Genomic DNA, 19,602 nt, shown 5'->3' on the forward strand with positions numbered 1-19,602 from the left:
TCAGTCGGCTTTCTTGAGATCGATGACCACCGCGCTGGCGTAGAGCCAGAAGCCGATCGTCAGCAGGAAGAACAGCACGTCGCGCAGGTCGATGACGCCCTTGGTGATGGCCGCGAAGTGGGTCAGGAAACTGAGGCTTGCGATGGCGTCCACCACCGCCTGCGGCGCGGCGGCGCGCACGAAGTCGAGCACCAGCGGAAACCCGGCGAGCAGCATGAAGAAACACACCACCGCCGTGAGGATGAAGGCGATCACCTGGTTGCGCGTGGCGGCCGACAGGCACGCGCCGACCGCGAGGAAGGCGCCGGCCATCAGGAAACTGCCAAGGTAGCTCGCGACGATGACGCCGTTGTCCGGATCGCCGAGATAGTTGACCGTGATCCAGATCGGAAACGTGAGCGCGAGCGCGATGCCGAGGAAGGCCCACGCCGCGAGGAACTTGCCGACCACCGCCTGCCACATCGTCACCGGCAGGCTCAGCAGCAGTTCGATGGTGCCGCTCTTGCGCTCCTCGCTCCACAGTCGCATCGCAACCGCGGGCACAAGGAACAGGTACAGCCACGGATGGAAGCTGAAGAACGGCTGCAGGTCGGCCTGGCCGCGTTCGTAGAAACCGCCGAGGTAGAACGTGAAGGCGCCGGCCAGCACGAGGAAGATCACGATGAACACGTAGGCCACGGGCGTTGCGAAATAACTCGCGAGCTCGCGCCGGAAGATGGCGAGGACCGGGCTCATGCGCGACCTCCCGCCGCGACCGTGGCCGGCTGCGTGGTGATCTGGCGGAACACCTCGTCCAGGCGCCCCTGTTCGAGCTGCAGTTCGGAGAATGCGATCTTCTGTTCGCGCAGATAGCCGTCGACGCGTTCGAAGATCTTCTGGCCGGATTTCGGGAACGCGGTGAGGCGGCCGTCCTGCGGATCGATTTCCACCGCGGCGACGCCGTCGATGCGCGCGAGGCCGTCCTTCACCGCGACCGGATTGCTGGCCGTCAGCGAGACCGCGCCGTGGTAGCGCGAGCGCGCTTCCAGTTCGGTGGGCGTGGCGTCGGCCAGCAGGCGGCCGCCGGCGATGATGACCGCGCGCGTGCAGACCGCGTGCACTTCTTCGAGGATGTGGGTGGAGATGACGATGGTGCGGTCGCGCGCCATCGACTGGATCAGCGCGCGCACCTCGTGCTTCTGGTTGGGGTCGAGGCCGTCGGTGGGTTCGTCGAGGATCAGCGCCTGCGGATCGTGCAGGATGGCCTGGGCGAGGCCGACGCGGCGGCGGAAGCCCTTGGACAGCGTGTCGATGGGTTGCTCGAGCACGGGTTCGAGCTGCAGGCGGCCGATGACATCGTCCAAACGCTGGCGGCGCTTCTCGCCGCCGAGCTGGCGCACGTCGGCGACAAAGGAGAGGAACTGGCGCGCGTTCATCTCGCCGTAGCTCGGTGCGCCTTCCGGCAAATAGCCGAGCGCGCGCTTGGCCTCGATCGCCTGGGTCTGCACGTCGAACCCGCAGACCTTCACGCTGCCGGAGGTCGGCGCGAGGAAGCCCGCGATCATCTTCATGGTGGTGGACTTGCCGGCGCCGTTGGGGCCGAGGAAGCCGAGCACCTGGCCGGGCTCGACGCGGAAGCTGATGCAGTCGACCGCGGTGAAGCGGCCGTAGCGCTTGGTGAGTTGCTGGGTTTCGATCATCTGGTGTCTTTCCCCGTTGGAACGTGGCGTCGGCACGCGCTGCCCGACGCGGAGTGCAGGCAAGTACCGCGGCCGGGGCGGGAAAGTTCCCGCCGTGCGTGAAAGGAGGAAGGCTGCATGTTCAGTGCGACATGCCGGATACGCGGGTGCGGGACGAAGGGGTGTTCGTGCGGCGGTGTCTTGCTGGCGTGCGCGGCGGCGCCCGGCGTGCGCGACCGGGCGGGAGCGCCAGACCGGGTGTTCGCAGCTAGCCCGGACCCTCTCCCCAACCCCTCTCCCACGGGGAGAGGGGCTTGCGAAGCTAGTGCGTCGCCTCAGCCATCGGCAACGAGACGACGCGCCGCAGGGGCGGCTGGATCGGCCAGTTACTGGATCGGCCAGTAGACCTTGAACTTGGCCTCGTCCGCGGCGGTTTCGCTCATGCCGGTGAGGTATTCCTCGAACGCGCGGTCGGTGACCGTTTCGCCGTGCGCGGCCGCGAACGAGCGCAGCATGTCGCGCACCAGCGGCAACGTGGCCGGGTGGCCGGTGTAGTCGGTCATCAGCGCGCGGCCGCCGTAGCTCTGGCCGGAGAGGACATTGGCGGGCAGCTTGAGGTCGGTCAGCGCGGGCGGGGCGACCGGGACCACCGGCGTGCCGGGCATCGCAGCCGGAGCGGCGGCGGGCGCCGGCGCGGCGGCGACCGGTTCGACCGGCGCGTCGGCCGCATCGGCATCGGCATCCGCATCCGCGCTCTCGTCGCCATCGGCGGCAGCCGCGGCCGGGTCGGGCCGGCGCACCGGGATGGCGATGTCGAACTCGTATTTCTCGGCGCCGAAGTTGGTGGTGATGAGGCGCGGTGCGCCGGCGGCTTCGAGGTTGTTGGCCTTGATCGCGGCTTCGATGTCGGTCAGCGCCAGCGACATGGCGTCGTCCACGGCCGTGATGTTGCGGTCGGCCGTGGTGGAGATGTAGAGGATGTTCTCGATCGGCAGATCGGCGTAGACGATTTCGCCGAGCACCTTGTAGTCGAAATTCGGCATCGTCGCGAGCAGGCCCACGAGATTGCCGAGGCCGCGCTTGATGTCGTCGCCGACGGTGCGGTTCACGTACAGCCCGGCATACCGGCCAAGCAGGTTCCAGCCGTAATCCACGCTGTACTTCCACTGGATCTCGACGGTCTTGCCCTTGTTGTCGAGGGTGAACTCGTTGACCTTGTCGGTGCCGTAGTCTTCGTTGACGGTGTTGAACTTGACGCGCATGTCCTGCTCGCTCTCCACCAGCTCCCAGCGGCCCTTGCCGACGCCGAGCGGATCGGTGGAGGCGTAGTCGAGCGTGGCGCCGACGCCGGTGGGCGGGCCGGACAGCGTGAAGCGCACGCGCGGATCGTGCTGGCGCAGCGGATGCCAGTCGCCGAAGCGCTTGAACCCGTTGATTGTGTCGTAGACCTGACGCACCGGATGGTTGGTTTCCATGGCGTTCTGCACGTCGCGCTGGCTGGGCAGGAACACGCCCACGACGACGAACAGGACGATCACGATCACGATCGAAATCAGCAGCTCAAGAAAACGGGTCATTCGGCATCTCCAGGGGTCCACCGCGCAACCGGGGGACCAACCCCGGCCCGCAGACTGCAAATCGCGTGAGTCAGGCGCCGGGGACCGGCCCGCTGAGGGCGTCAATCCTAGCAGGATAACGCGGCAGGTCGAAGCAGCGGCGGAGGCCTCGATGGCGCGTTCGCGCCGGCATCGGGCGCGGGTGCGGACCGCGGGCAAAAAAAGAGCCGGGAACAGGGTCCCGGCTCAAATCTCGTTGCCCCGAGCGGCCCGAGGGGGTTAGTCCGGGCCGTCGTCTCACACTCACGCTGCCTCGCGGCAGCAGATGTCTACTGTCGCGAGGGGGCGATTCCTCTCACCCCGGACACAGGTTTCTGCGACGTCCCCGTTTCAGCGGGTCCGGAGCAGATCGCCACGCAGCGCGCGCAGGTGCGTCGGTTGCGACAGACCGTCTTCCAGTCCGGATGTCACGCCGAGCATCGTCCCCGCACCCTGCGAGAAACGCAGTTCGGCGCCCGTTGGCGACACGGACCACGAAAATCCGATCGTGGCGGCGCCTTCCACCGCCCGCCACGCGCCGGCGCCCCTGCCGTGACGCACCCGCAGGAAGGTGCGCTCGCCAACCTTCAGTCCGTCGAGCACCGCGAGACGCCCGCCCTGCCCGCGCACCTCCAGCAGCGGCTGCGGGCGTGCATCGGCAGGCCAGCGCGGCACGAAGGCGGCGGACGCTCCGGATTTCGCGCCGTCGGACGCGGCCGGCGCGACCTCGTCCGACTCGAAGCCGTCGGAGAACAGCGCCGTCGGCAAGGTGCCGAGCGAAACCGGGACATCGGCGGTGTCGTTCGCCGCGTTGCCATCGATGCCCGACACCAGCGTCACGTTGGCGGTGACGGCGACATCGCCGACCGGCGCGCCGGGCGCCACGTTGGCGGTCAGCGTGACCACCACGGTGTCGCCCACCGGGACCGCGATGCCGACGGCGACATCGCCGCTGCCGTCCGCGCTCTCGCACGACGCCGCGCCCGTGGGCGTGCAGATCCACGTGGCCGTGCCCGTCTCGAAGCCGGCCGGCAGCAGCGCGCCCAGATCCGCGGCGGTGGCGTTGCTCGGGCCGGCGTTCGTGACCTCGATGGTGAAGGTCACCGCGTCGCCCGGTTCGGCCTGCTCGCTGTCGGCGACGATGCCGACGCCGAGGTCCGCTTCCTCGCTGCCGGTGGCGTCGAAGTCGATGGAGCCGAGCGCAGCCTGGCCCGGCACGCGTGCGGTCATCGTATTGAGTCCGGCATCGCGACCCAAGACCCACTCGACCACGGTCGCGCGGCCGTCGGCATCGGTGGCGACCAGGCCACCGCCCGCACCGCCGCCATCGCCGATCTCGAACAGCACGCCGACACCGGCCACGCCGTCGCCGTTGGCATCGACCACGCGCACCGTCGGCAGGTCGCCCGCCAGCGGCAGCCCGGCGATGCCGGCGAAACTCGCGTCGCCGTCGATCTGCAGCGCCGAGATCGATGCGGCCAGGATGGTGAGCGTGCCGTCGGTGCTGCCGGCGTAGTTGCTGTCGTCCACCACCGCGTTCACCGCGTAGCTGCCGATGGCGCTCGGCGCGGCCGCACTGCCGTCGTAGGTGATCGATACGTCGAGTCCGGCCGGCGTGGTGAAGGCCGTGGCGGCCTTCGGCGTGCCGTCGTACACCTGCAACAGATCGGCGAGCGTGACCTGCGCGGTCGCCTTGGCGATGACCAGCGTGGCCGTCGCCTGCGCCGTGTAGCCGGGCTCGGTCACGGTCGCCACGACCGCATAGCTGCCGGCGTCGGTCGGCGGCGTGGCGCTGCCGTCGTAGGTCACCTCGAACGCGAGGCCGGCCGGCGCGGTGCTCACCGCCACGGGCATCGCGCTGCCGTCGTAGGTGCGGGCGAGCGAGGCCGGGTCGATGACGATGGTGGCGCCGCTGGCATCGATGACCGCGGTCTGCACCAGCGTGTCGAACACCGCGCCGCTGTCCACGCCTTCGATGCGCGTGGTGACGGTGTAGGTGCCCGGCAGCAGGAACTGGCTGCGGAACAGCGACGTTGCGCTGTAGCCGGCATCCACCGGGAAGCCGGTGGCCGGGCCGAAGCTGCCGTCGAGCCCGCCGCCGCTTTCGGCCAGCGTCACCGGCACGTAGCTTGCGCCGTCGAGATACGCGACCTCGACATCCGCTGCCGTCAGCGCACCCGCATCGCGTTCGATGCGGAAGCGGCCGATGACGTTTTCGTCGTTCGGCGCCGGTGCCGCGGCGGCATCGAGCGCGGCCGTGCCGATGTTGGCCAGCGTCACCGCCGACTCCAGCGCGACGCCGGTTTCGCCCCCCATCGCCGCCGCGCCGGACAGCGCAAGCTCGGCCACGTCCACGTGCCGCGCGGCGCTGGCGTACACCGCACCGGTGGTCACGCCGACGATGTCGACCGTGGTGACGTAGTGCCCGCCGCGTGCGAACCGGGTGCGGAACTGCGAGGTGGCCTCGGCGAACGGGAAGCCGCCGGGCGGACCGAAGCTGCCTTCGAGTTCGCCGTTGTCGTCGCCGTCGGTGAGCGGCAGCGGACACCAGAAACCGCCGTCGCCCGGCACACACGCGCCGGACTCCTGCACCGCCGCGAAGTATTCCATCGCAAGATCCGTCGTGTCCGCACCGCCGGTGCGGATGACAGTGAAGCGGCCGACGACGTTTTCGCCGAGCGCATCGCCCGCCGTGGTCGCGCTCGACAGCGTGTAGACCGGTGCCGGGCTGTCCGCCGCCACCGCCGCACCCACCGGGCTACTGTCGAGCACCAGCGTGCTGTCGGTCGCACCGATGACGAGCGTGCCGCTGGTGCTGCCGGTGTAGTTCGCATCGATGACGGTGGCCGCGATCGCATAGCTGCCCACCGCGCTCGGTGCGGTCGGCGCGCCGTTGTACGTGATCGCGATGCTGCCGCTGATCGGCGCGGCGGCCGTCGCCTGCACGGTCTGCGCGGTGCCGTCGAAGGTGCGTTCGATCACGCTGTCGCCCGGATTCGAATCGGTGTCGATCAGCGTCACCGCCGTCGTCGCCTTTGCGATGGTCAGCAGGCCACTCGCGCTGCCGCTGTAGCTGCCGGTGGCGGTGACCCACACGCAGTACTGGCCGGCGTCGGTCGGAGGCGTGCCGGTGCCGGTGGTCGGTGCGACCGGGCACGAGGCGCCGACCAGCGCTTCGTACACGATGCTGCGCGGCACGTCGGCCGGCGTCACTGTCACGCTGCGCGGCGTGCCATCGTAGGTCTGCGTCAGATCGCTCAGCGTGAACACCACCGCGTTCGGCGCGACCTGGATCGGCGTCACGGTCTGCGTTGCGAACAGCACCGTCTGCGTCGCTGCATCCAGCACGTCGTAGCGCAGCGTGTAGCTGCCGGTGCGGTGGAAGATGCCGCGGCCGGCGGTGGTGGCGTCGTGGCCGTCCGGCAGTTCGAAGCCGGCGCCCGGGCCAAAGTACGTGACCAGACCGCCGTCGGGCGAGGTGTCGACCCACGGCAGCGTGGCGTAGTCGCCGCCGAGCTGGTACGCGAACTCCGCGTCGGCCGGCGCGAGTGTCGCGCCGCCGGCGTCGTCGAGCGTCACGCGCACGATGACGTTGCCGTCGACCGGGCCGCCGTCGTTGCGCAGCGTGGTCTGCGACAGCAGGGCCGCTTCGGCCGGGCCGGACGTGGCGCCGCTGTAGGTGATCGACGCATCGGGCACCGTCGTCGAGCCGTCGGTGCTGGCGTAGATCGTGCCGTCGACCGAGCCGACCACGTCGACCTGCACGTGGAATTCACCACGGCGGAAGCGGAAGTTGGTCGCCGGCAGCGGGATCGCGACGCCGCCCGTGCTCGGCAGCGGGATGTCGTTCACCGGATTGTTCGGATAACGCAGCAGCACTGCGCTGCGACCGCCCGATGCGCCGAGCGTCTTGAACAGGATCTGGAAGTCCTGCTCACAGCCGTCGTGGTTGTCCGGCTCCTGCGCGGCCCAGCCGCTCGGATCGAACAGGCAGACCTTCACATCGTCGATGTCGATGACCACCGGCTGGCCGGCCGGCGCGTTGCCGTCGTCGATGCGCGTGACCGTGATCGCGTAGTGCACCGGTTGCGCGGTGGCGCTGCCGGCGTTCGACAGCTCGCCGATGTAGTCGACGAAGTCGGTGTACGGCGCGGTGGCGGGTTCGATCAGCGCCATCGGCGGCACATCGGTCAGCGTGATGCCGATGTCGCTGGTCTCGACGATGTCGAGCGTCGCGATGCCCGTGCCGGTGTAGTTGGCGCCGTCGCAGAGCGCGGTGACGACATACAGGCCGGGCGCCGTCGGCGCTGCGGCGGGCGACGGATCCGGCGCGTAGCTCACCGCGCAGGCGGAGGTGTTCGCAGGCTCGGCGGCGAGCGTTGCGGTGAGCGCGTGCGGCGCGCCGTCGTAGATGACGGACGTGCTGCCGGCAAACACCACGGCGCTCGTGGCCTTGGCGATGGTCAGCGTGTCGCTGTCGCTGCCGCTGTAACCCGGCTGGGTGATCGTCGCGGCCACCGTGTAGCTGCCGGCATCGGTCGGCGCAGTAGCGCTGCCGTCGTAGGTGACGTCGTACGACAGACCGGCGGGCATGGTGCTGGCGGTCACCGCCTGCGGCGCGCCGGTGTAGATGCGCAACAGCGTGCCCGCGTCGATGGCGATGGTGGCGCCGCTGGCGTCGATGTCGACGCTCTGTACCAGGGTCGCGAACACCGCGCCGCTGTCCACGCCCACCAGCTGCGTGCGCACGGTGTAGAGGCCCGGCTGCAGGAAGCGGCTGCGGAATAGCGAGGTGCTGTTGTAGCCGGTGGCGACGGGGAAGCCGGCGAGCCCGCCGAAATCGCCTTCGAGCGCGCCGCCGTTTTCGATCAGATCCAGCGGCAGGTAGTCGGCGCCCGCGAGATAGGTCATCTCGACATCGCCGTCGGCCAACGCCACCGGGCCGCCGTCGTCGCGTTCCACGCGGAAGCGTGCGACCACGTTTTCGTCGTTCGGTGCGTCGGCCGGCGTCACGCCGTCGAGCGCGGCGGTGCCGGTGTTGACCAGGGTCACGGCCGAGTCGAGCAGCGCGCCGGTGGTACCGGCGCTCGCGCCGCTGCCGGCGAGTTCGAGCGCGGCCACGTCCACTGCCGACGTGGCGGTGGCATAGGTGGCGCCGCTCTGCACGCCGACGATGCGCACCGCGGTCACGAAGCGGCCGCCCGCGGCGAAGCGCGTGCGGAACTGCGATGTCGCGTCCGCAAGCGGGAAGCCGGCGCCCGGCCCGAAGACGCCCTCGAGCACACCGTCGTTGTCCGCGTCGGTGAAGGTCAGCGGGCACCACCAGTCGCTGCCTTCTGCGACGCAGGCGCCGAACTCCTGCACCGCCGCGCGATAGTCGAGCAGCACGTCGCCGTGCGCGATGCCGCCGACACGGCTGACCTCGAACAGGCCGATGACGTTTTCGTTCGCCATTGCACCACCGGTGACGGTGGTGGCGCTGGAGAACGAATAACGCGGTACGGTGCCGGTGGCATCCACCGCCACGCCGACCGCGTCGCCCGCCAGCAGCAGCATCACGCCGTCTGCGCCTGCAATGTTGGTCAGCGCGAACTGCACCGGCGCCAGCGCGCCGAACGTTGCATCGACGCCGTAACTGCCGAGCTCGCTGTTGGCCGTGGCGCCGACACTGGCGCGACCGGATGCATCGGTGATGTCGCTGGTCGCACTCAAGGCCGCACTCGCGCCGCCCGGCGCGGACACGACCGTGAAGTTCACCACCTGCCCGGCCAGCGGATTGCCGAAGCCGTCGGTGAGTTCGACGACCAGCGGCGCGAATGCGGTGCCGATCTGCGCGCTCTGCGGCGTGCCCGACACGATGCTCAGCTGCGCCGCGGCAGCCGCAGTGTTGGTGAGCCCGATCGACGACGACACCAGCGTGACCGGCGACGACGCCACCGCGGCGTTCACCGCGTAGCTTCCGGCGACGCTGTTGGCCGTGGCCGTGCTGCACGCGATGCCGCTGGCGTCGGTGAGCGCGGGATTGCTCCCGAACACCGCGGACGGGCCGGACGACGGCGCCTGGAACGTGACCGACACACCGGCCAGCGCATTGCCCTGCGCATCGAACACGCTGGCGCAGAATGGCGCTGCGAATGCGCTGCCGACGCTGGTGTCGGTGGCGCCCGCCGTCGAGAACAGGATCGACGCCGGTGCGGTGGCCGTGTTGACCAGGTCGAACGTCACGCTGCAGTTGACCGCATCGCTGCACAGCGCGGCGTCGGCCGCGGCCTCCAGCCCGAGCACCGGGCCGGCGATGCCGTTGGCGGTGACGGTGCCGCTGGACAGCTCGCCTTCGGCATCGGTCACCGTCGCCGCGGCGGCGATGCCGACGCTGGCGCCGGCAAGCGGCGCGGTGAAGCTCACCGGCACGTTTCCGATGGCGTTGCCGTTCGTGTCCGTGACGCGCACGCCCAGCGGTAACACGTAGTCGCTCAGGACGGGCGCGGTCTGCGGCGAGCCGCCGGTGCGCGTGAGCACCACGTCGGCCGGGGTCACCACGGGCACGCTGCCGTTGTCGCCGGCGTACAGCGAGAGGCTGCTGTCGCCCACGAGCACGGCCGACACATCGACGATGCCCGCAAGCTGCGCGCTGCTGCGCAGTCGCGCGTCGAGCACGGCGTTGCCGCCGAGCACGCCGAGCGACAGTTCGCCGACGAGGGTGTCGCCCTCGCGTTCGTCGAGCGCGATGGCGGACCAGTTGCCGCTGCCGGCCGGGAACTCGAATTCGAGTGCGATGTCGCCCACGTCGAGATCGATCGGCGTGTGTGTCCCGTCGCGTGCGGTGAGCGTGAGGAACACGGTGGTGGCTTCACCCAGCGGCGCGTTGCCGGTGTTGGCCACGGTCACCGCGTACGGCAGCGTCTGCAGGCCGACGATGCCGGCCTCGGGCAGGTCGATTTCGAGCGCGACGTTCGCCACCTCGATGGTGGTGTCGACCGTCTGGCCGTCGAGCGTGGCGCTGGCCTGCGTGGTCGAAAGGATGTTCTGCAGCGTGCTCTGCACGATGCCGCGTGGCGCAGTCGTGGTATCGACCGCAGCCGGCGTCGGCACGCCGGACGGCGCGGCGGCGAACGTCACCGTCGCATCGGCCGGGAACCGCGTGCTGCCGGTGAGCGAATCGCCGTCGGAATTGCCGTTGACCGACGCGGTGAGCAGCGCCGGGCTGCCGACGCCGACCACGGCCGAATCGCTGTCGAGCTGCAGCTGCAGCTGCAGCCACGGCGCCACCTGCGCGGCGCCGTCCGGATCCACCAGCGTATCGCCGCCCGCGGCGCAACCGGGAACAGCCGCGCCCGGACCACCGTTGCAGCCCCACCAGTTGTTGCGTGCGTCGACCTCGGAGGCCTGCGTCGGACCGCCGTAGGTCGGTGCGCCCGGCGGCAGACCTGCACCTGCGCCTTCGACCACGAGGCCGCGCACGTTGCCGGCGATGCGGTTGTAGCGCAGCACGCTGCGCGACGGGTTGGCGGACTGCAGCGCGGCGTAGAAACGGATCGCGTCGCCGTTGTCGATCAGCGTGTTGCCGGTGATCTGGATCGGATCGGGCGCCGGCACGTAGTAACCGTAGGCCGAGAGCGTCGCGATGCCGCTTGCGAACCCGGCGATGCTGTTGTCGCGCACGATCGCGAACGCGTCCTGTGCGGCGTTCGACTGCGTGGTCACGAGCAGGCCGGTCTGGCGGTTGCCCGCCACCGCACCGCCGCTGCCGAGCAGCGTGTTGCCTTCGATCAGCACGGACGACGCGCTGTCGCCGGCGTTTTCCCAGATCGCGATCACGTCCGGAACCACGGCAGGCGTACCGCCCGCGGTCACCGTGTTGCCGCGCACCACCAGGCCATCGAACACCGTGCCGTTGCTCGAATCGCCGATCTGGATGCCGCGGTAGCCGGCGTCGAGCGAGCCCGACAGGTCGATGTCGATGGCGTTGCCGACCAGCTGCTGGCTGTCGCCGTAGCCGGCGTAGATGCCGTAGCGCGGCTTACCGTCGAGGCTCGACGGCAGCGCGATGCGGTTGCCGATGTACTGCACGCCGTCGAAATCGTCGTTGCCGCCGTTCGGCGCGAACAGGCCGATGCCGATGTCGAAGCCGTCGATGCCGAGGTTCTCGAAACGCCAGCCCGGCTGGCCGCGCGGTGCCGGCGACGGATCGCGGTAACCGACGAGGAAGGCGCCGGTGACGCTCGCCGGTGTCGGCGAGGCGACCACACCCGAGGTGGCGGTCGCGCCGACGATGCTGATGTCGGCGCGGCCGTCCGGCAGGCGCACGGACCAGTCGTCGCCCGACGTTGCGGAGAAGATGTCGCTGCCGTCGACGATGCCGTTGCTGCCCGCTTCCCAGCTCGCATAGGCCGGGTTCGGCGTGCCGCTGGCGGCGCATTCGCCGGCGTCGAGGAATTCGCACCAGCGGAACGTGCCGTCGAGGATCACGAGGCCGTTGCTGCCGGTGGCCTGGATCGCGGTGTTGATGCGGGTGTAGTCGTTGTCGAGCGCGGTGGGCGTGGCGGTCGGCGTCACCGTGGTGGTGCCGGCCACGTCGAACACCTGGTAGGCGAGCGGCGCGCTGGTGCTGTCGATCGCGGGGCCGGTGCCGTCGCTGAAGCTCGCGACGATGGCCTTGGTGCCGGCCGCGGTGAAACCCGGCAACACGCAGCTGGAGGCAGACGGATAGGCGATGGCGCAGCTGCCGCCGCCGTCCGGGGAGCCGGTGACGGTGACCGTGCCGGTCGGCTGTCCGCCGGTGGGCGTGGTGACGACGCTCACGCTCACGGTGACGCCCGCACCAACGATGCCGGTGGCCGGCGATGCACCGACGACGGTGGTGGCAGTGCCGATCACGTCGGCCGCGAGACCGTATTCCACGCGACCCATCGCCGCGGGTGCCGGCGGCGATTCGATCACGAGCGGATCGTTGTGGTAGGTGCGCGCCTGCAGCGCATCGGTCTGCGCGGCGTTCATCGCGTTCGGATACTGGCCCGCGAACAGGTTGTCGCGCGCGACGATCGGCGTGCCGTTCGCGAACGGACCCATCGGCGTTGCGGGATAGTTGAAGTACTGGAAGTTCGTGCCGTACGGCGCGGGCGCCGCGGTCGACGGACCGGTGCTGGCGTCGAGGCGGAAGTAGTACGTGAAGTTTCCGACGAAACTGTTCGACGCCGCACCCACCGTGGCGCCGCCGAACTGCAGCGCGCCGTACAGATCGCCGTCGTCGTCGTGGTTGAGCAGCTCCACCGCGATGGCCGTCGCCGCGCCAGAGCCGTGGAAGGTGTTGCCGGTGGCATCGATGCCCAGCGGCGCCGCCGGCAGCGTGTCGCTGATGCTGGTCAGCGCCTTGGTGCTGAGGATCAGGTGACGGAACTCGCTGCCGTGCGTCGGCGCGTTGAAGGTGTTGCCGGTCAGCGCGACGTCCGCGGCGTTCTGCGCGAACACCGCGTTGGTGTGGTCGGAGAAGGTGTTGCCTGCGAGCGTGACAGGGCCGGTGTTGACCAGCCGGACGGCGCTGAGGCCGAGGTCGCCCCAGCGCGCGGCATCGTACGGCGCCGGGAACTCCGCGTACGGCAGCACCGAGCGATCCGGCGCAAACGTGTTGCCGATCACGCTGACCGGCACGATGCCGTCGCCGAGCGACAGACCTGCGCCGGCAAAGGTGTTGGGATCGCCCGGCAACGGCCCGCCGAACGTCAGGCCCGCACCGTTCGCGAAACGCACGATGGCATCGTAGTCGCGCCCGCGCAGCGCGTTGCCCGCAACCACGCCCGAGGCCTGGTCCAGCGCCAACGCGGCGCGGAAGTACGCCGGCAGCGTGCCCGGCGCGGCGCCGTTCCAGTCCTGCGTGCCGGTGACGGTATTGCCGCGCACGGTGGCGGCGAGCGTGGTCGCCTGCTCGCCGGCCGGCGCGTAGCCGCTCGCGGACGACAGGTTGATGCTGATCGCGTTGCGGCGGCCGTAGGTCACGAACGCGGCGTTGCTGGCGGTGGCGGTGATGAGGTTGTCGAGCACCGACATGTTCTGCGGGTCGCCCGACGGCGTGTTCGCCACCGTGCGGATCGCCTCGCCCACGAGCGACAGATCGACGAGGAACGCGAGATTGCGGACCGTCACGTCCGGCGCACGCACGCGCACCAGCGCGAGGTCGCCGTCGGTGACGGTGGGCGCGCGCACGATCGGCGCGAGGAGGCCGTCGCCGCTGCGCGTGATGGTGACGGACTTGGTCACGTCGAACTGCTCGGCGACCACGCGGCCGTCCTGCAGCTGCAGGGCATGGCCGGCCACGGTCTGCATATCGTCGATCGCCGCCTGCACGCTGCAGAACCAGCGTGCCGTGGTGGCGTTGCGCACCACCGGTTCCGGATCGTCGGCGCCGGGCGGCAGCACGTCGCGCGTGTCGATGCCGTTGGCGGTCACGCTGCCGAGCAGGTTCTCGCCCAGGCGCGCACAGACTTCGGGCGCGTTGCCGCGGCTGAAATAATCGTTGGTCGCGTCCTGGTCGCTGTCGCCCGTGCCGCCGTCGTTGCCGGCCTGGCGCTGGATGCCGACATCATTGTCGTCGACCGTGTTGCCGTAGACCAGCATCTGCGTGCCTTCGACGACGATGCCGTGGCCCTCGGCCGCGGTGGGCTGGCGCCAGCCGCTGACCGTGTTGTCCTTCACCACCACGCCGGTGGTGATGTCGGTCACGCCGGTGAGCGTGCTGTAAGCGCGGCGGAACACCGCGATGCCGGCGAGGTCGCGCGCGTCGAGCGGCACCGTGGTGCGCGTGACGGTGTTGTTGCGCACCACGATGGCGCCGGCCGCGGTGTCGCTGTCCACGCCCGTGCCGTTCGGCAGCTTGATCTCGATGCCGAAGCGGCCCGTGTTGGTGAGCGTGTTGCCGGCGACGAGGTTGGGGCCGACGCTTCCGCCGAGCTGCATCAGGCCCATGCCCGAATCGCCGACGTTGGTCACGGTGTTGCCGGTGATGGTCACGCCCGATGCCGTGCCGTCCTGCAGCTCGATGCCGCAGCAGCCGGTGAGGTCGTGCACGTTGTTGTCGGTGATGGTGATGTTGGTCTTGTTGCCGTCCCAGATCACGATGCCGCGACCGTCGGTGAACGAGACATCGTTGTCGTGAAACGTCACGCTGTCGATCGCACCGCCGCCGGCGAAGAAGATGCCGCCGCGCCCGCCCGCGCACTGCGTGACCACTGTGTTGCGCACGGTGCTGCCGCTGTTGCTCGAGGCGCCGAAGATGCACGCACCGGACGATGTGCCGATGGCGGTGAAATCGCGCACGGCGAGGTCTTCCACGGTCACGTCGGTGACGCCCGCGGCGATGGTGATGCCGCTGCCGCTGCGGCCGGTGCCGTCGACCGCGGTGCCCGTGCCCGCGCCGCGCAGCGTGACGCCGTTCTTGCCGATGACGACGTTCTCGCTGTACACGCCGTTCGGCGCGAAGATCACGTGCGGTGCCACCGTGTCGGCGTCGGCAAGTGCCGCATTGATGCCGGTGAAGGTTTCACCGGTGGTCAGGTTGACCACGTAGCCGTCGTTCACTTCCTCGGTCAGCGCAATGGGGCCGTCGAACAGCACGATCGGCTGCGTGTTGATCGCCGTGAACTGTTCGTGGCCGCTGACGCTGTACAGCAGACCCGCGAAGCTATTGTCGGCGCAGACCTCGACCGGCTCGTAGCCGGTGGCGCCGGTCTGGTCGTTGATGTAGATGCCCGCCTCCTGCGTGCCGAGCGTGCCGGAGGTCTCGCTGAAGACGTTGCCGCCGCAGATGCGCACGTTCGCCACCGTGGTGCCCGGCCGCGCGCGGATCGCGATGCCGTTGGCGTTCATGCGGCGGTTCGACGGCGCGCCGTTGAGCTGGCCGGTGCCGTTGTCGGCGAAGGTGCTGGCGGAGATGTCGATGCCGTCGATCACGCTGCCGGGGCCGGCGGTCTTGAGCCACAGGCCGCCGCCACCGCCGCCGATATCGTCCGGGTTGTTGCCGCTGAATTGGCTGCCGACGATCTCGACGTTGCGAATCTCCGCAAGACTCGTCCCGGCCGCGCCGATGTCGTTGAACGTCAGGCCCGCTGCGTTGTTGCGGTTGAAGGTGGAATCCACGATGCGCAGCCCGTCGACGCTCGCGTTCTCGTCGAACTTGAGCCCCGCGCGCAGCGGCGACGCGCCGCTGCCGTTGTCGTCGAAATTGCTGTTGCGGATCAGCAGGTCGGTGGTGAGCGAATCGCCGAGCAGTCCATCGTTGGTGAACACACCCATGCCGTCGCCGGCATTGCCGGACGCGGAGACGCCGTCGAGCAGCAGGAAGCTGCGGCTGCCCAGCACGCGGATACCGTCGCCGGCCGCGCCGCTCACGCCGAGGTTGCGCAGCGCGAGGCGGTCGGCGTCGGCGGGGCCGGCGCCGCCGGCCGCGATCACCAGCGTGTCGCCGAACACCGTACCGGTCTTGCCGTTGCCGATCAGCGTCACCTGGCGCGACAGCGTCGCAGCGGCGTACGCGCCATCGGCCACGTACACGGTGCCGCCGGTGTCGACCGCGGCAAGCGCGTCGGACACGGTGGCGAATGCGTCCACGCCGGCGTACACCGCGACGCCGTTCGCGTTGCCGTCGCCGTGCGCGAAGATGAAGGCGTCGCCGTAGCTCGCCCCCGCGAAATCGTCGTCCACGTACGCCACCGGCACGCCGCCGAAGCCGAGCACCACGTCGCCGAGCGCCGCCACGTTCCGCGTGTCGAACACCTTGGCCACGATGGCCGACCGCTGCGACTGCATCAGCCCCGGGTCGGCACTGTCGATGCCGTCGAAGACATTGCCGACCGCCTGCACGTCGCCGGCGAACGGCGCCATCGTCGTGGCCGGGATCACCGCCGGCGCGGAGTAGTAGTACGGGTTCGTCGGGGTCGGACCGCTCTGTGCATCGAGCCGCACGTACAGGTCCAGATCGCCGTCGAAGGTGTTGGCTGCGGCACCGCCGCCGCCGACCACGATGCTGCCGAACGCGGCGGCGCCGCCCGCATCGTTGTGGTTGAGGAATTCGATGGCAACGCCGCTGCTGGACGCGGCGTCCGCGCCGAAACTGTTGCCGGTGATCGCGATGGCCTCGAGTTCGAGCGGCGCGATGGTGTCGCTGTTGGTGTAGATCGCCTTGTTGCTGACGATGATGTGGCGGTACGGCGCGGCGCCGGCAAGCGGCGTGAAGATGTTGTCCTCGATCGCGACGTTCGGATAGTTCTGCGCGAAGATGCCGATGCCCAGCCCGAAACCGATCGGATCGCCGAAGGCGTTGCCGGTGACGAGCGTGGATGCGTAGGCGCCGCCGGCGTTGACCGGCGTGTTCTGGATCAGGCGCAGCCCAGGGAACAGCGGCGACTGCCCGGGATGGAAATCGTTGCCCGAAATCGTCACCACGGTGTCGACGCCCGACCCTGCCGTGTAGCTGCCGATGTCGACGCCGCCGAAGCGGAACGTGTTGTCGGCGATGGTGATGACGCCGCTGACGCCGGACAACTTGAGATCGTGATTGATCGAGGCGATGTCGCTGTCGATCACGCTGACGGCGGCATGCGTTGCGTCGACGCCGGCGCGGAAGTACGCGGACGGCGCGGTGCCGTCGATGCGCACGCGCAGCAGGCTCGCGTCCAGATGGCCGACGGCCGCGGGGTTGAGCGCGATGGCGTTGCGCTGCGCGTAGTCAGACACCGGCGCGGCGCTCGCCTGCGCGCGGATCAGCACGTCCTCGATGGCGAGCCCGTCGGCGGTGTCTTCGGCGCGGATGCCCTGGACGGTATTGGCCAGATCCACTGACACGATGAGGTTGTCGAGCAGCACGTCCGGCGCGAGCACCGTGACCACCACGCGGTCGGCGCCGCCGTTCGGCGAACGCAGCGTGGTGCGGTTGCCGACCAGCGGATCGCTGCCGTTGCCGACGATCTCGATCGGTCGGTCGATGACGAGGTTCTCGGCGTAGACCTGCGGCGTGGCGTCGGCGAACACGATGCGGTCGCCGCCGGCCGGGTTCGCCTGGCCGAGCGCATACCCCACCGTGAGACAGGGCGACTCGATCGCGCAGGTGCCGGCATCGTTGCCGGTCTTCACCACGATGCGGTCGACCGCCGCGGCCACTCCCGGCGCCATGCCGGCCAGCAGAAGCAGCGCCGGGAACAGGCCCGCGCGTGTCGCGCGCGACCGCGACGCATGCGCGGCGCAGGACACCGGGGAACCGCGGAAGAAGGACGGCATGGCAAGACTCCGGACGACGGAATACGCGCCGGACGCAAGGTCCGCGCGACGGATGGAGGAGGAGAAGGAGGAGGAACGCGGTGCGATGGGCTGCGGTTGCGCGGCATCGCGCGGAGACGGCGCGTGGTCGGAACGGCGATGCGCAATGACGACCGCGCCGCGCAACGCGGCGCGCAGGACGTGCGAGAGCATGACGATGTCCCCTGTGCGTGGTGCAACCACCGGTTCCCCCCGGCGACGCCACGGTAGTCCTCCACCGGCCGCGGCGCGACCCCCGTACGGGGGCTGACCCGTCCCGCGCGGGGGCCGCACGGTGAGAGAAACGGCGCCGACGCGACAGCAACCGGAACAGCGGCCGCCGCGGCGGGGCGCGGCGCCGGCGGTCGGGTCGAGGCGCGGACACGGCGTCGCGGACGGCAGGGTGCCGACGAAATCTGCGCAGCACACATCGCAAACAATTGTCACAAACAACGATTTTGTGCGCCGCATCGCAGATGCGACGCGCAATACGGCCGGGGGACTTCATGGGCATCGTCGCAGACACCATCGCCGGAACCGCACGTGTCGCGCCTGCGGGTTTCGCCCGCAGACGATCGACCGCCTTCGATCGATTGCTCGGCAGCCTCGCGCCGCTGCACGAAGCACCGGACGACGCGTCTGCGTGGCAGACCGCACTGCACGGGCTGGCGCGCGCGGTGCCCTGCGATCAGGGCGCACTGGTCGAACGCCTCGGCGGAGCGGCCAACGCCGGCTTCGGCTTGACGGTCGGCATCGATCCCGAGTTCGTCCGCGAATATGCGCAGGAATTCCATCGCTGCGACCCCTTTGCCGGCGACGACGCGATCCGCGCGCAGATCCGCAGCGGCCGCTCGATGCTGTCGCACGAAGTGCTGGCCGGCCGCGCCCTGACGGACACCGAGTACTACGTCCGCTTCCTGCGCCGCTACGGCGTGTTGCTGCACGGCCTGGGCGGCGCGTTCTCGGTGAGCGGTGGCGGGCACGCGCACGTGTGGCTGCTGCGCGAGCACGGACGCGAATTCGACGCGGACGAACGCCGCTGCGTGGACGTGTTCATGAGCCACGCGCGTGCGGCGCTGCGCCTGCGCCGCCGGCTGGCGCGGGTGGAGCGCGAACGCGACAACGCGCTGGCGCTGATCGACGCCGGCTGCGACCCGATGCTGGTGCTCGACGACCGCGGTCGCGTCCTGCTCGCCAACCCGCCGGCGGAGGCACTGCTGCGCGACGGCGAGGTGCTGAGCCTGCGCGGCGAGGTCGTGCGCGCGGGGCGCCTGCTCGAAACCGACTGGATGGCGCCGGCGCTGCGCGAGGCGCTCGTCGCCTCGCGTCGTCGCGGCGGCACCGACGCCGTGTGCATCGCGGTGCCCGGCCAGCCGGCGCCGCCGGCCGTCTACATGGTGCTGGCCCCGCTGTCAGTCCAGCCCGGCCAGGTGCGCGTCGCACTGATCGTGCGCGATCTTCGCCGCATGTCGCCGCGCTTCGACGCCGGTCAGCTGCAGCGCCTGTTCGGTTTCACCCGCACCGAAGCGCGCGTGGCGAACGCGTTGCTCACCGGAAGCGGCTGCGAAGACATCGCGGTGGCCTGGAATGTGCGCAGCGACACCGTGCGCGCGCACGTCAAGCGCATGCTCGCCAAGACCGGCACGCGCAACCAGGGCGACCTGCAGAAATTCCTGCTGCGCCTGCTGCCGAACCTGCAGGCGCTTTGCCGCGAGGACGAAGCGCTCGATCATTGAGTCAGCGAGCGCGCAGAGCCTCCCGAGCAACCGGCGGAACGCGCGAGCCAGAAGCCCGAGCCAAGAGCCCCTCTCCCCGCGGGAGAGGGGTTGGGGTGAGGGTCCGGCATGCCAGCCCCCAACCACCTTCTCCGCGACCCGACCGAGCGTACTGCTGCATCTGCGCAACAGCCCAAAGCCGCCTCATCTTCCGAAGCCACGTTCGCAGACGAGGCAACCCACCGCTCCGACCGAACCCTTATGTCTTCGCCCCTCGCTATTGTCGAGGTGCCGAGAGCCGGCCAGCCCACCCGATAGACCCTGGGTCTTGCGACCGTGGATGAGCCTGGG

General features: G+C 70.0%; 5 protein-coding genes. 1 reads left to right on the plus strand and 4 read right to left on the minus strand.

Annotation, left to right across the window (positions count from 1 at the left end; all coding sequences use genetic code 11):
• The 4 genes from HNQ52_RS04600 to HNQ52_RS04615 all read right to left on the minus strand — a co-directional run bounded on the left by HNQ52_RS04600 (position 1) and on the right by HNQ52_RS04615 (position 17,518).
• Positions 1-735: an ABC transporter permease subunit gene (locus tag HNQ52_RS04600; protein ID WP_183959908.1), complete on the minus strand. Its 735-nt coding sequence runs from the start codon at positions 733-735 to the stop codon at positions 1-3.
• The gene (locus HNQ52_RS04605) at positions 732-1,679 is read right to left on the minus strand and encodes an ABC transporter ATP-binding protein (protein WP_183959909.1); all 948 of its coding nucleotides are present in this window, start codon (positions 1,677-1,679) and stop codon (positions 732-734) included. The genes HNQ52_RS04600 and HNQ52_RS04605 overlap by 4 nt, the downstream gene beginning before the upstream one ends.
• Positions 1,680-2,044: 365 nt before the next feature.
• Entirely contained in the window at positions 2,045-3,235 is a 1,191-nt protein-coding gene (locus HNQ52_RS04610; RefSeq protein ID WP_183959910.1) for an SRPBCC family protein, read from the minus strand.
• A 369-nt stretch (positions 3,236-3,604) separates the two neighbouring features.
• Positions 3,605-17,518 carry an MBG domain-containing protein gene (locus tag HNQ52_RS04615; RefSeq protein WP_183959911.1) on the minus strand — a complete coding sequence of 4,638 codons (13,914 nt, stop codon included), beginning with the start codon at positions 17,516-17,518 and terminating at the stop codon, positions 3,605-3,607.
• A 524-nt stretch (positions 17,519-18,042) separates the two neighbouring features.
• Between HNQ52_RS04615 and HNQ52_RS04620 the strand changes: the two genes are divergently transcribed.
• Entirely contained in the window at positions 18,043-19,272 is a 1,230-nt protein-coding gene (locus HNQ52_RS04620; RefSeq protein WP_183959912.1) for a helix-turn-helix transcriptional regulator, read from the plus strand.
• Positions 19,273-19,602: the final 330 nt, after the last annotated feature.

The organism is Chiayiivirga flava (assembly GCF_014202825.1).
In the GTDB taxonomy this organism is placed as follows: Bacteria; Pseudomonadota; Gammaproteobacteria; order Xanthomonadales; family Xanthomonadaceae; genus Chiayiivirga; species Chiayiivirga flava.

What these genes read in the sequence shown, in the direction of transcription:
- HNQ52_RS04600 (WP_183959908.1), bottom strand. Translation starts at nt 735, where the DNA reads ATGAGCCCGGTCCTCGCCATCTTCCGGCGCGAGCTCGCGAGTTATTTC.
- HNQ52_RS04620 (WP_183959912.1), top strand. Translation starts at nt 18,043, where the DNA reads ATGGGCATCGTCGCAGACACCATCGCCGGAACCGCACGTGTCGCGCCT.
- HNQ52_RS04610 (WP_183959910.1), bottom strand. Translation starts at nt 3,235, where the DNA reads ATGACCCGTTTTCTTGAGCTGCTGATTTCGATCGTGATCGTGATCGTC.
- HNQ52_RS04615 (WP_183959911.1), bottom strand. Translation starts at nt 17,518, where the DNA reads ATGCCGTCCTTCTTCCGCGGTTCCCCGGTGTCCTGCGCCGCGCATGCG.
- HNQ52_RS04605 (WP_183959909.1), bottom strand. Translation starts at nt 1,679, where the DNA reads ATGATCGAAACCCAGCAACTCACCAAGCGCTACGGCCGCTTCACCGCG.